Source organism: Blautia faecis (assembly GCF_020554845.1).
Taxonomy (GTDB): Bacteria; Bacillota; Clostridia; order Lachnospirales; family Lachnospiraceae; genus Blautia_A; species Blautia_A faecis.
Map to the genome: position 1 here is coordinate 1 of NZ_JAJCIA010000063.1, position 12,852 is coordinate 12,852.

Genomic DNA, 12,852 nt, shown 5'->3' on the forward strand with positions numbered 1-12,852 from the left:
CATGATTTCTGTGCATCGCGAAGCGCGTTACTGGTCACGGAGTGAACAGTAACAAGCCGGCTCCAGAAATATCTGGTTGCAAATTACTTGTTGTGTCAGAACGGGAAATATTATATAATATAAACAAACTTGCCCCGCGATTTTTACGCTGCCCAGACGTAACAGAACAGCGGTCACTGCTCACTTTGTGATCAGTAACGAACAGAGCTCGCGGATCAAATTTCAAAATGTAGTTTTTACTGGAGCGCGCAGCTTGCTGGAATGATTTTTGAAACACGCTCTAGAGACACAGAAATGGAGGGTACTATGATTAAAAGAATCGGCTTATTAACAAGCGGCGGTGACTGCCAGGCACTGAATGCCACCATGCGGGGAGTTGTAAAAGGGCTTACAAACAGCATTGATGACCTGGAAGTTTACGGATTTGATGATGGATATAAGGGACTGATCTACGGCAAATACCGTATGCTTACATCCAAGGATTTTTCCGGAATCCTTACACAGGGCGGAACTATTCTTGGAACATCCAGACAGCCGTTTAAGCTTATGCGCGTACCGGATGCCAATGGACTGGACAAGGTAGAGGCTATGAAGCAGACTTATTACAAGCTTTGTCTTGACTGTCTTGTAATCCTCGGAGGAAACGGAACCCAGAAAACAGCCAACCTCTTAAGAGAAGAAGGTCTGAATATCATCCATCTGCCTAAGACCATCGACAATGATATCTGGGGTACAGATATGACATTCGGGTTCCAGAGTGCAGTAAATATTGCAACAAACGCTATCGACTGCATTCATACAACAGCAGCATCCCATGGCCGTGTATTTATCGTAGAAGTTATGGGACACAAGGTAGGAAGCCTTACTCTGCACGCAGGAATTGCCGGCGGAGCAGATATTATCCTGATTCCGGAAATCCCATACGACATTGAGAAAGTAGTTGCAGCTATCCAGAAGAGATCTAAAGCTGGCAAGCGTTTCACCATTCTTGCAGTGGCAGAAGGCGCCATTTCCAAAGAGGATGCCCTTCTTTCCAAGAAAGATTACAAGAAAAAGCTGGAAGACCGCGCGAAGAAGTATCCTTCCGTATCCTATGAAATTGCAGACAAGATTACCCAGAAGCTTGGTTCTGAGGTACGCATTACAGTTCCGGGACATACACAGCGAGGTGGGGCACCATGTGCATATGATCGTGTGCTTTCCACAAGAATCGGAGCAGGAGCAGCAGAGGCTATTCTGGACGGAGAATATGGCATCATGATCGGTATTGTAAATGGCAAAATCAAGAGAGTACCTCTTGAAGAATGTGCCGGCAAGCTGAAAATGGTTTCTCCGAAAGACCAGACCGTTAAGGCTGCAAAGCAGATCGGAATCAGCTTCGGCGATTGATTCCCTGCTGTTAGAAAGGAGTTTCCATAAATGAGCTATACTGCTCTATACCGGAAGTTCAGACCGGATAATTTTGACGATGTCAAGGGACAGGATCACATTGTAACTACCCTGACCAATCAGATCAAGCATAACCGTATTGGTCACGCGTATCTGTTTTGCGGCACCCGAGGAACCGGTAAGACTACCGTTGCAAAAATACTGGCAAAAGCAGTAAACTGCCAGCATCCGGTAAATGGAAGTCCCTGTGGTGAATGTGACATGTGTAAGGCGATACAGGCTGGCACCTCCATGAACGTGATCGAGATCGATGCAGCGTCCAATAACGGCGTTGACAATATCCGTGAGATCCGTGAGGAGGTGGCCTATCGTCCTACTGAAGGAAACTATAAGGTATACATTATCGACGAGGTTCACATGCTTTCGACAGGAGCGTTTAATGCTCTTCTGAAAACACTGGAGGAACCTCCGTCTTATGTTATCTTCATTCTTGCCACCACAGAGGCCCACAAGATACCGATCACTATTTTGTCCAGATGTCAGCGATACGATTTTCACCGCATCACTATTGATACAATTGCGGAAAGACTGGATGAACTTTTGAAAATCGAAGGCGTAGAGGCAGAAGAAAAAGCCGTCCGTTATGTGGCAAAAGCCGGAGACGGTTCCATGCGAGATGCACTAAGCCTTCTGGATCAGTGCATTGCCTTTTACCTGGGGCAGACACTGACTTATGATAAAGTCCTGGAGGTTCTGGGAGCGGTGGATACGGAAGTGTTCAGCAAGCTTTTGAGGAAAGTGCTCCAGGGAGATGTGACAGGTGCGATACGCACTCTTGAGGATCTGATCATAGGCGGAAGAGAGCTTGGACAGTTTGTGGGAGATTTTACCTGGTACATGCGTAATCTCCTTCTGGTAAAAACCTCCGAGAATCCGGAGGAAGCCATTGATGTATCATCTGAGAATCTGAAACTTCTAAGAGAAGAAAGTGAGATGGTGGATGTAGAGACGCTGATGCGCTACATCCGTATTTTTTCTGACCTGTCCAGTCAGATACGCTATTCCACCCAGAAGCGTGTTTTGGTGGAGATTGCCCTGATCAAACTGTGCCGTCCGGCGATGGAGACCAATCTGGATTCTGTCCTGGATCGTCTTCGTGTTCTGGAACAGCGCATGGACGAGCGGCCTGTTCAACAGGTATTTGTTCAGCCGGGAGCCACTGGCAACGCCGGAAGTACAGGAATCGGATCGGATGGCAGTGCAGAAGCCATGGCAGCAGCACCTGAGAAAGCGGCACCCGAGGATCTGCAGAAGATTGTAGCCAGCTGGAAGGTGATCGTAGGTCAGACCAGCGGTATTTTCAAACAGATGCTCCAGAAGTCTATTCCCAAATACAATGGCCAGACCGGTGAACCGGTTCTCTACATTGAATTCCAGGATTTCCTTGGAAAAACCTATGTAGATAATCCGGAAGCAGAGGAAGAACTGAAGAATATCATCCTGGCCCAGACTGGCAAGAGTGTAGAACTTAAGATGGTGGTGGCAAAAGAACACAACCATACCAATCTTGCCAAGGTTACTGTAGATCAGGCTCTCCGGGAGAATATCCATATGGATGTTGTTGTGGAGGAAGATCCTGACGATGCAGAAGAATAAGAGTGTTGCTGTTTGATTTTTGTGCAGCAACATAAGAGTTGCCGTGAAAGCGACGAACGAGAAGTAAATTAATAATATTTGCAGAAAATGTGAATATTGTTATGAAAAATGATTTTTGCTGCCGCAAATGTTATAGAGCCTGTTTGAAAAATCAGAAATGCGGAATCCAGCATGAAATCAGAACAGTTAAAGGAGGACTTTGTAATGGCAAAGCGTGGAGGATTTCCAGGCATGGGTATGCCAGGAAACATGAATAACCTTATGAAGCAGGCGCAGAAAATGCAGCGCCAGATGGAAGAGAACCAGAAAGCTCTCGAGGAGAAAGAGTTTACTGCAGCAGCCGGCGGCGGAGCTGTAGAAGTAACTATCTCAGGTAAGAGAGAAGTGACCAAGGTGAAGCTTGCAGAGGAAGTTGTAGATCCGGATGACATCGAGATGCTTGAAGATCTTATTGTTGCAGCAACCAACGAAGCACTTCGCAAGGTTGAGCAGGAGAACCAGGCTGTAATGTCCAAACTTACAGGAGGTCTGGGAGGACTTGGCGGGGGTCTTCCATTCTGATGGAATACTACAGCAGTCATATCAATAAACTGATTGAGCAGTTTTCCCATCTTCCGGGAATCGGGGCAAAGTCTGCCCAGCGCCTGGCTTTTCATATTATGAATATGCCAAAGGAACAGGTGCAGCAGCTTACCAATGCCATCACCGATGCCCGGATGAACGTACAGTACTGTAAGTGCTGCTACACCCTTACGGATAAAGAAATGTGCCCAATCTGCAGCAATCCCAAAAGAGATCACAGTACGATTATGGTAGTGGAGAACACCAGGGATCTTGCTGCTTATGAAAAAACCGGTAAATTTGATGGAGTTTATCATGTACTTCACGGCGCAATATCCCCTATGCTGGGAATTGGTCCGGATGATATCAAGCTGAAAGAGCTGATCATGCGACTTCAGGGAGATGTAAAAGAAGTGATCATTGCCACCAACTCCAGTCTGGAGGGAGAGACTACAGCAATGTATATCAGTAAGCTGATCAAGCCAACCGGGATCAAGGTCAGTCGTATTGCCAGTGGTGTGCCGGTCGGCGGTGACCTGGAATACATTGATGAAGTTACCCTGCTTCGGGCATTGGAGGGCAGGGTAGAACTGTAAGATGGCAGGAGGTGATTTTTGTGGCACGCAAAAAAGTGACTTCATCAGATGTGGCAGAGAAAGCGGGAGTTTCCCAGGCAACGGTTTCCATGGTTCTGAACCATAAGTACAATGTTTCTTTTTCCCGAGAAACAGTGGAAAAAGTGGAAAGCGCGGCCAGAGAACTGGGCTATCAGCTTCCGGGCCACAAAAATAAAAAAGAGAACAAAAAGGAAAAAATGATTGTTGTCTTTTGCCCAACTATTACCAGCCCTTACTATGTGATGCTCCTTCAGGGAATCGAGGCGGTAGCCAACGAGCGTGGCTACGGAGTTTTCATCTGCAATACCCAGCGTGATGCCAGGCTGGAAGAGAAGTATCTGCGCATGATACGCGCCATGGCACCCCAGGGGATCATTTATGCCTGCAATCCCCACCCGGACTATATCAGCCAGGTAGAAGAGATGGCAAGAAGCATTCCGCTGGTCATCATTAGCAACAAAGAAAAAATCAGTACAGTAGATGCTATTAATCAGGACAACACAGAAGTGGGACGACTTATGGCGAGGCATCTGCTGGATCTGGGACATCGGGATGTGGCCTTTATTACGCCGCCGCTTACCAGAAGACAGTGGCAGCGTTCCAAACGAGTGGATGGTTTTGTCCGTGAGTTTGAGAAGGCTGGGCTTTCCGGACATGTGATCATCCGGGCTGCTGACGAATCCGTTGACCGTCGCAATCCTAAGACGGATTCCGAGTATTCTATGGGCTATGCCCTGACCAGGTCTCTTCTGGAGGATGGCAGCAGATTTACTGCCATTGCCGGACAGAATGACATGATGGCCATTGGTGCTGTGGATGCTCTTCAGGATGCCCGTCTGAGAGTGCCGAAGGATGTATCTGTGATCGGCTGCGACAATATTTTTTATTCCGGAATTCGCAGAGTGTCACTGACTACCATTGATCACTTCGTTGATCTGAAGGGCAGGGATGCCTGTGACATTATCATCCGGAAAATCGATACAGGCATCCGTTTCGGGGAAGGCATCCGTCCCACAAGTGTATATAATATTGAGTATAATCCCAAGATTATTGTGCGAAAAACCACCGGTTATGCACGTATGGATAAACCGGATCCCATAAACGAAAAATCCGAAGAAAATAAGTTTAAATAAATAATTTACTGGAAATTATTAGTAATAATTTAAAAAAAACATCTGGTAAAATTGCTGGAAAAACTGATTGATACAGTAGAAAATTGATTGATACCATACTAACAAACTATAGAATGATTAATAATAGATGAAATTATTAATTGAAATTTTATTAATAATTTGCTCTCTGCCTTGACCTGTAAATGAAGTCTGCTATAATGAAAGCATATGAACAGTGCAAGACAAAGGAAGCGCTGCAACGCTCTAGTCTAATTCATTTAGGAGGAAGAAATCATGAAATTTTTTATTGACACAGCAAAAGTAGAAGATATTAAGGCAGCTAACGATATGGGAATTATCTGTGGCGTAACTACAAATCCATCCCTGATCGCGAAAGAGGGAAGAGATTTCAATGAAGTAATCAAAGAGATCACAGAGATCGTCGATGGACCGATCAGCGGCGAGGTTAAAGCTACTACAACAGATGCAGAGGGAATGATCCGTGAGGGACGCGAGATTGCCAAAATCCATCCGAACATGGTTGTAAAAATTCCTATGACATGCGAAGGTCTGAAAGCAGTTAAAGTTCTTTCAAAAGAAGGTATCAAGACAAATGTAACTCTGATCTTCAGCGCTAACCAGGCACTTCTTGCAGCAAGAGCTGGTGCTACATATGTATCTCCATTCCTTGGAAGACTGGATGATATCTCTACAGACGGTGTTGAGCTCATTCGCCAGATCGCTGATATGTTTGCAGTTGCAGGCATCGATACCGAGATCATCGCAGCAAGTGTACGTCATCCAATGCATGTAACACAGTGCGCACTTGCAGGTGCTGATATCGCTACTGTACCATTTAAAGTACTTGAGCAGATGACTCATCATCCGCTGACAGACGCTGGTATTGTTAAATTCCAGAATGATTACAAGGCTGTATTTGGAGAATAATTAACCGAGAAATTATTTTACGTAAGAATTCAATCCGGTTGTGATTCGCACATCATGATATCAAGGGAAATAATAAGGAGAATTGAAAATGGAGAATTTAGAGCTTCAGAAAGTTGCCAACGAAGTCCGCAAAGACATCGTAACAGCACTGCATGCTGCTAAAGCTGGTCATCCAGGCGGATCTTTATCAGCAGCAGATTTGTTTACTTATCTTTATTTTGAGGAAATGAATATTGATCCTAAGGATCCGAAGAAAGCAGATCGCGACCGTTTTGTCCTTTCCAAAGGTCATACTGCACCAGGTCTGTATTCTGCACTGGCTGAGAGAGGATATTTCCCGAAAGAGGATCTGGTGACACTTCGTCATCTCGGATCTTACCTTCAGGGACATCCGGATATGAAGCATATTCCAGGCGTCGACATGTCCAGCGGTTCCCTTGGACAGGGAATCTCTGCAGCAGTTGGAATGGCACTTTCAGCAAAATTATCAAATGACAGCTATCGTGTATACACACTTCTTGGAGACGGTGAGATCCAGGAGGGTCAGGTATGGGAAGCTGCAATGTTTGCAGGAGCAAGGAAACTGGACAATCTTGTAGTGATCGTTGATAACAATGGTCTTCAGATCGATGGTAAAATTGAGGATGTATGCTCCCCATACCCGATCGATAAGAAATTCGAAGCATTCAATTTCCATGTAATAAATGTAGCTGATGGAAATGACATGGCGCAGCTGCGCGCTGCTTTTGACGAGGCAAAGACTGTGAAAGGAATGCCGACTGCGATCGTTATGAAAACAGTAAAAGGCAAAGGGGTATCTTTCATGGAGAACCAGGTTGGCTGGCATGGAAAAGCTCCGAATGATGAAGAGTACGCACAGGCTATGGCAGATTTGGAAAAGGTAGGTGAAGCATTATGTCAGAAGTAAAGAAGATTGCCACCAGAGCAAGTTATGGTAACGCTCTTGTAGAACTTGGAAAAAAACATGATGATCTGGTTGTTCTGGATGCTGACCTTGCTGCAGCTACACAGACCGGAATCTTTAAGAAAGCATTTCCGGAGCGCCACATCGACTGCGGTATCGCAGAGTGCAACATGATGGGAATTGCTGCCGGAATCGCAACAACTGGAAAAGTGCCTTTCGCAAGTACTTTCGCTATGTTTGCAGCAGGACGTGCCTTTGAGCAGGTTCGCAACTCTGTTGGATATCCGAAGCTGAATGTTAAGATTGGTGCTACCCACGGCGGAATTTCCGTTGGTGAGGATGGTGCTACACACCAGTGCTGCGAGGATTTTGCACTTATGCGTACAATTCCGGGAATGATTGTTGCATGCCCGTCTGATGATATTGAAGCAAAAGCAATGGTAGAGGCAGCTTATGAGCATGTGGGCCCTGTTTACATGAGATTTGGCCGTCTTGCTGTTCCGGTTATCAATGATAACCCGGATTATAAATTTGAGCTTGGCAAAGGTATTGTTCTCCGTGAGGGAAAAGACCTTACCATTATTGCAAACGGACTTTGCGTAGCTCCGTCTCTGGAAGCAGCTGCGAAACTGGCTGAAGAAGGAATCGAAGCAAAGGTTATTAACATCCACACCATCAAACCTCTCGATGAGGAACTTGTTGTAGCAGCTGCCAAAGAAACAGGCAAAGTTGTTACTGTTGAAGAGCATTCCATCATCGGCGGCCTTGGTGGTGCTGTATGCGAGTGCCTTGCTGAGAAAGCGCCTGTACCGGTTAAACGTATTGGTATCAATGATGTTTACGGAGAGTCTGGCCCGGCTGTTGCTCTTCTTGAGAAATACGGTCTTGATGCAGCCGGTATCTATAAACAGATCAAGGCATTTATCTAATTGGCTGTACCTTTCCTATATGGTGCTGGCGCCGGCAGGTGTTATGTCTGTTTTTACAGAAAACCTTTTGGAAATTCAAAAAAGTGATATGCTAAATAAGTATACGGCAAATGGAAGTGAAAGCTTCTGTTTGCCGTATTGTTATATAAAATTTCCGAGAATCCCTTGTGCAATGGTGTCAGCCAGCGTGATCACAGTGGACAGTCTTGTTGTCTGTAAAGTCAGATATTCCAGAATTCCTGCAATATTTACAATTCCAGTAATATAAATATCCCCCACAGGCGGCAGATCTTTCTGAACAGCCGCACCTGGGTAAAGAGAACCGTTTCCGATTGTCACATAGCCCAAATGTCTTTCATCGCCTAGAGACGCGTCTATAGCGATTACAAGGGCAAACGGATGGTTCTTTGAAATAAAGTCCGTTATATCGGACAGATTGACGGCATGAACAGGCTGACTTAATGTACCGTAGACAAAAATTCCTGGAAGCTGATGCTGACTTAAACGATAGCCCACATAAGGTCCCAGACAGTCTCCGGTTACCCGGTCACTTCCAATGCACAAAAACACAATTTCAGTCCAGTCTCGTTTATGACGCTTAATACATTTTTCCAGAAGCCGTGCAATTTCTCTGGAAGAATCTGGTTTTTGGGTATTTACATAAAAAGGCATAAAAGTTCTCCTGCTTTAAAAATTTCATAAATAAGCAAACTTGCCCGATTACTTATGAACGATAATTTGCAGCTGCAGCTGTCTGATATAATCCATCTTATCCTATATCTGGAAAAAATATGCACCTGGCTGAGTACAAAAAAACATATCGAAATCTATATGCTGCACTTTACGTGACATTCTGCCGGAATTCAATTGCAGCAGTTCGCTGTACCCTTCATCCCGACAAATATTTCCTTTGCAAAAACTGTCGCAAAATTCTGTGAAACAGGTCTTATATTCCGCTAAAATCTGCATTTCTCATGTGATATTCTCATACCCGAAGGGGTGATGTGACTATGATAGAAGTTATCTACAAAGAAGAGAAACAGGAGGCGAAAAATGGGGAAAATCTTTTTAATCTGCCGAGAAACATACGTCAGGTAGGACTGACAACCGGAAATATGCGTATTTATATTGAAGATTACGTATACACATTTCTGACAAGGCTTGCCAGGAATGCGGTCGGTTCCGGAAAAGAACAAGGCTGTGTAGCTGTTTTTACAGGCGAAACAAAATGGAACAATGGTATAACCTATCTTTTCATCCGGGGAGCTTTGATGGTGGAAGATATGGAAGCTGCATCAGATCATATTGATTTCTCTGAAAAAATATGGGCAAAAATACAGGAAGACCAGGCAAAATATTTTCCGGGACAGGAAATAACAGGCTGGTTTTTTTCGCGCCCTCAGATGTATATGGAAACAGACGAATTGCTGACCCGAATCCATCTTCGGTATTTTGGCGGTGAAAAAGTGCTTATGCTTATGGAACCTGCAGAAAAAGAAGAAGCTTTCTTCTTCTTTGAAAATGGCCTTATGGTCCGGCAGCGGGGATATTACATTTATTATGAGAAAAATCCGCTGATGCAGGAGTACATGATTGAAAAAAATAAAGATTTTGCGCCGGAATTTACAGAAAATGTGTCTGACGAGGCGGTTGTATCTTTTCGGAAAATCATCCGGAACAAGAAAACAAAGAAAGCAGAAAAGACAGAGGAAAAGCCCCAGGAGGAAATGGAGCGTACCTCTGTTTTTTCATATGCAGCAACGGCCTGTCTGGTACTTGCTGTATTAGCTGTAGGTGCGGGCTTTTACAGAAATTACAGTGGCTTGCCGGTGCAGCCTGAAGATGATTATGCAGTGACTGTTATGTCAGGAAAAACAGAGGAAGATGCATCAGAAGAAAAGCAGGCAGAAAATGACACGAATCAGATACAGGATGTTTCCAAACAGGAGAAAAGTCCGGAAGAGCAGTTGGAAAGAAATGCTTCGGTGACTCCCAAAATAACGCAGGAAGCCGCCGATACAGAAATAAGTGATGAAACCGGGAATAGCTGGCAGGACAGCGAATCTGATTTTGCAAATGAGGCGGAAGCAGCAGAACAGACAGAAACTGAGGAGCCGGCAGAAACGGTGGATCAGACGGAAACTTTTTCCCAGGAAGCTGATGAACGGAAAATGAAGAAACAGAGCACTAACGCAGAAGAACAGACGGATTCCAGTGCACAGGCCTCATCTGACGGCATATACGAAACTTATGTGATTAAACCAGGCGATACTTTATACCAGATCAGTATTTCCCATTATGGAAATATGGATGCCATCCCGGAAATCTGCCGCCTGAATAATCTGGAAGAAAACCAGGTGATTTATCCGGGGCAAATGATTGTATTACCTTGACCGGATGTGGTATAATCGAAAAAATAGAAAATACAAGGCAAGGTTAAATTATGGCAAACACATTCAAAAATATCAAAAAGAAACTGCGGCGGAAACGACTTCTGGCCGAGAAACGCCATCTGGAAAAAGCCCAGGCCGGAGCTAGTGGAAATGAAGCTGCGAGAAGAAAAATCAAAGCTGCTTTGCGAAGAAAGAAAGCTGTGCTGAAACCGGTTGCCGTGATACTGATTGCTGTATTTGTGGTCTTAGCAGGCTTTCTTTTTCTGGAAAAAAGAACTTACCGAAACTATAAAGTACAGGTGACCAGTGAGCAGGAGGATACTGTTTCCACCCAGTACACCTATCTGTCAGGTAAGATTCTGCGCTATAGCTCTGACGAGGTATCTCTTGTAAATAACAAGCTGGAAACCGTATGGTCACAGACATATGACATGCAGAATCCTGTGGCAGATGTTTGCGGTGACTGTGCCGTGATTGCTGATAAAGATGGGACATCCATGGTTTTTCTTGACAAAAATGGAATTACCGGGACTGTATCTACTTCTTATAGTATTGTGAAGGCAAAAGTTTCCAAAACAGGAATGGCAGCAGCAATTCTGGATGGCGACGACCACACCTGGATCAATTTTTACAATTTAGATGGAAGTCTTGTGGCAGAAAATCAGACTAATATTCAGGATCCTGGATATCCTATGGATGTGGCACTGGCAGATAATGGCGTTGTGATGATGGTGGCATATCAGTTTGTGGACAGCAGCGAGACTACCAGTTACATAGCTTTTTATAATTTCGGAGAAGTTGGACAGAATGAAGATGACCGTATTGTAAGCGGATACACGTATGATGGAGTAGTAGTTCCGCAGATTCAGTATCTTGGCAGCAATGCAGTTGCACTTCGGGATGATGGATTTACCATATATTCCGGGCGCCAGATTCCTAAAGAACTGAAAACAGTCCAGGTTGAGCAGGAGATTATCAGTACTTTTTATGATGAAAACAACATTGGTCTGGTATTTAAAAATGACAGCAAAGACAAACAGTATACCATGCAGGTATATTCTTCTGCTGGCAAACTGAAATTTAGCAAGGATTTTAATATTCCATATACCACTATCAGAATGAGTGATGATTATATTGTTATGTACAACAGTTCCCAGCTTTGCGTGTTGAATAGCAACGGTTCCGAGAAATATTTTGGAAGTGTGGATGGAACAGTGAAAGACTTTTTCAAATTGGGGTGGAATAAGTATTTGCTTGTTATGGATACTGGTGTAAATGTGATAAAACTCAGTTAAGGAGAATGAAATGGACATAAGCTGGACTTGGCTTGGCATTGTGGTGCTTGCACTGATTATTTTTGCATGCGCTTCCGGATTTCGCAGAGGCTTTGTAAAAGAAATCGTATCTGCTTTTTTTATGATCATATCCTTTCTCCTTGTATGGGTGATTAATCCATATGTAAATACATTTGTGAGAGAGTATACACCTGTTTATAATATTGTTCAGAGTAACTGCCAGGAACTGGTCATGGAACAGACAGGCAGCCAGAAAGCTCTGGATAAAGAAGAACAGACGCAGATAATGGAAAAAATGGAACTTCCGGACATATTGAAAACTTCTCTTATGGAAAATAATACTGCAGAGACATACCGCTATCTTGCAGTCAGTACGTTTGCGGAATATATAGCAGATTCGCTGGCTGTCATGATCGTAAATGGAATATCATTTCTTTTATCCTTTATAATTTCTGCAATCGTGATCAGACTGTTGAGTTATATACTGAATGTTCTGACAAATCTTCCTGTGATAAAGGGCGTGAATAAAATTGCCGGAGGTGTAGTGGGTGGTGCGAAGTGCATAATCTTTATCTGGATCGGGTTTCTGATCCTGACGCTGCTCTGTGATACTACGATTGGAAAACAGGGAATGGCTCTTGTTGAGCAGGATACAGTACTGAATTTCCTGTATAATCAGAATATATTTGTGAAAGTGTTTATGAGTGTTTTCTACGGAAATTGAGCACAAATGTCAAATAATGTAAAAAAATCAAAAAAATTGAAAAAAGGGGTTGACGAATGGCAACTCTGATGATATACTGAATCTCGCTTCTGAGGAAGCGGGATTTCATTTTGAAAAACTTCAAAAGTTTTTTAAAAGAAATTAAAAAAAGTTGTTGACAAACGAAAATGCTTGTGGTAATATAAACAAGCTGTCGGACAGACAACGACAGATAAACAACCTTGATAACTAAACAGTGAAACACATATGATTCTCGAAAATTCTTAACGAATCATCATTCAAATGAATGAACTTTTTATAACA

The 12,852-nt window shown here is 43.8% G+C and carries 12 protein-coding genes; 11 read left to right on the forward strand and 1 reads right to left on the reverse strand.

Going from position 1 to position 12,852, the window contains the following annotated elements:
• Nucleotides 1-306 precede the first annotated feature (306 nt).
• The 8 genes from LIZ66_RS17895 (at nt 307) to LIZ66_RS17930 (ending at nt 8,137) form a co-directional block, all read left to right on the forward strand.
• On the forward strand, nt 307-1,389 hold the full coding sequence (locus LIZ66_RS17895) for a 6-phosphofructokinase (protein WP_118577970.1): 1,083 nt from the start codon (nt 307-309) through the stop codon (nt 1,387-1,389).
• 30 nt (nt 1,390-1,419) lie between these two features.
• Complete coding sequence (gene dnaX / locus LIZ66_RS17900) at nt 1,420-3,045, forward strand: DNA polymerase III subunit gamma/tau (protein ID WP_227201164.1); 1,626 nt, start codon at nt 1,420-1,422, stop codon at nt 3,043-3,045.
• Nucleotides 3,046-3,249: 204 nt separating this feature from the next.
• The gene (locus tag LIZ66_RS17905; RefSeq protein ID WP_021924790.1) at nt 3,250-3,606 is read left to right on the forward strand and encodes a YbaB/EbfC family nucleoid-associated protein; all 357 of its coding nucleotides are present in this window, start codon (nt 3,250-3,252) and stop codon (nt 3,604-3,606) included.
• On the forward strand, nt 3,606-4,202 hold the full coding sequence (gene recR, locus LIZ66_RS17910; protein WP_118577969.1) for a recombination mediator RecR: 597 nt from the start codon (nt 3,606-3,608) through the stop codon (nt 4,200-4,202). Before LIZ66_RS17905 ends, recR begins: the two co-directional genes overlap by 1 nt.
• Before the next feature lie 20 nt (nt 4,203-4,222).
• Nucleotides 4,223-5,356, forward strand: coding sequence for a LacI family DNA-binding transcriptional regulator (locus LIZ66_RS17915; protein ID WP_118577968.1), 1,134 nt, complete (start codon nt 4,223-4,225; stop codon nt 5,354-5,356).
• Nucleotides 5,357-5,629: 273 nt separating this feature from the next.
• Nucleotides 5,630-6,283, forward strand: coding sequence for a fructose-6-phosphate aldolase (fsa, locus tag LIZ66_RS17920; RefSeq protein WP_021924793.1), 654 nt, complete (start codon nt 5,630-5,632; stop codon nt 6,281-6,283).
• An 88-nt stretch (nt 6,284-6,371) separates the two neighbouring features.
• Nucleotides 6,372-7,211, forward strand: coding sequence for a transketolase (locus LIZ66_RS17925; protein WP_227201163.1), 840 nt, complete (start codon nt 6,372-6,374; stop codon nt 7,209-7,211).
• Nucleotides 7,199-8,137, forward strand: a complete 939-nt coding sequence (locus tag LIZ66_RS17930) for a transketolase family protein (RefSeq protein WP_118577966.1) — start codon at nt 7,199-7,201, stop codon at nt 8,135-8,137. Before LIZ66_RS17925 ends, LIZ66_RS17930 begins: the two co-directional genes overlap by 13 nt.
• A 141-nt stretch (nt 8,138-8,278) precedes the next feature.
• Here LIZ66_RS17930 and yyaC read toward each other — a convergent pair whose 3' ends face one another.
• Nucleotides 8,279-8,809 carry a spore protease YyaC gene (yyaC, locus tag LIZ66_RS17935; RefSeq protein ID WP_227201162.1) on the reverse strand — a complete coding sequence of 177 codons (531 nt, stop codon included), beginning with the start codon at nt 8,807-8,809 and terminating at the stop codon, nt 8,279-8,281.
• Nucleotides 8,810-9,147: 338 nt separating this feature from the next.
• On the opposite strand from yyaC, the gene LIZ66_RS17940 reads away from it, so the two are divergent.
• From LIZ66_RS17940 to LIZ66_RS17950, 3 genes are read left to right on the forward strand one after another with little or no spacing between them, the layout of a single operon-like run.
• On the forward strand, nt 9,148-10,530 hold the full coding sequence (locus LIZ66_RS17940; protein ID WP_227201161.1) for a LysM peptidoglycan-binding domain-containing protein: 1,383 nt from the start codon (nt 9,148-9,150) through the stop codon (nt 10,528-10,530).
• A gap of 50 nt (nt 10,531-10,580) precedes the next feature.
• Nucleotides 10,581-11,825: a DUF5711 family protein gene (locus LIZ66_RS17945; RefSeq protein WP_227201160.1), complete on the forward strand. Its 1,245-nt coding sequence runs from the start codon at nt 10,581-10,583 to the stop codon at nt 11,823-11,825.
• Between the two features lie 10 nt (nt 11,826-11,835).
• Nucleotides 11,836-12,549, forward strand: a complete 714-nt coding sequence (locus LIZ66_RS17950; RefSeq protein WP_179988326.1) for a CvpA family protein — start codon at nt 11,836-11,838, stop codon at nt 12,547-12,549.
• Nucleotides 12,550-12,852: the final 303 nt, after the last annotated feature.

What these genes read in the sequence shown, in the direction of transcription:
- LIZ66_RS17950 (WP_179988326.1), top strand. Translation starts at nt 11,836, where the DNA reads ATGGACATAAGCTGGACTTGGCTTGGCATTGTGGTGCTTGCACTGATT.
- dnaX (WP_227201164.1), top strand. Translation starts at nt 1,420, where the DNA reads ATGAGCTATACTGCTCTATACCGGAAGTTCAGACCGGATAATTTTGAC.
- yyaC (WP_227201162.1), bottom strand. Translation starts at nt 8,809, where the DNA reads ATGCCTTTTTATGTAAATACCCAAAAACCAGATTCTTCCAGAGAAATT.
- LIZ66_RS17945 (WP_227201160.1), top strand. Translation starts at nt 10,581, where the DNA reads ATGGCAAACACATTCAAAAATATCAAAAAGAAACTGCGGCGGAAACGA.
- LIZ66_RS17940 (WP_227201161.1), top strand. Translation starts at nt 9,148, where the DNA reads ATGATAGAAGTTATCTACAAAGAAGAGAAACAGGAGGCGAAAAATGGG.
- recR (WP_118577969.1), top strand. Translation starts at nt 3,606, where the DNA reads ATGGAATACTACAGCAGTCATATCAATAAACTGATTGAGCAGTTTTCC.
- LIZ66_RS17925 (WP_227201163.1), top strand. Translation starts at nt 6,372, where the DNA reads ATGGAGAATTTAGAGCTTCAGAAAGTTGCCAACGAAGTCCGCAAAGAC.
- LIZ66_RS17930 (WP_118577966.1), top strand. Translation starts at nt 7,199, where the DNA reads ATGTCAGAAGTAAAGAAGATTGCCACCAGAGCAAGTTATGGTAACGCT.
- LIZ66_RS17895 (WP_118577970.1), top strand. Translation starts at nt 307, where the DNA reads ATGATTAAAAGAATCGGCTTATTAACAAGCGGCGGTGACTGCCAGGCA.
- fsa (WP_021924793.1), top strand. Translation starts at nt 5,630, where the DNA reads ATGAAATTTTTTATTGACACAGCAAAAGTAGAAGATATTAAGGCAGCT.
- LIZ66_RS17905 (WP_021924790.1), top strand. Translation starts at nt 3,250, where the DNA reads ATGGCAAAGCGTGGAGGATTTCCAGGCATGGGTATGCCAGGAAACATG.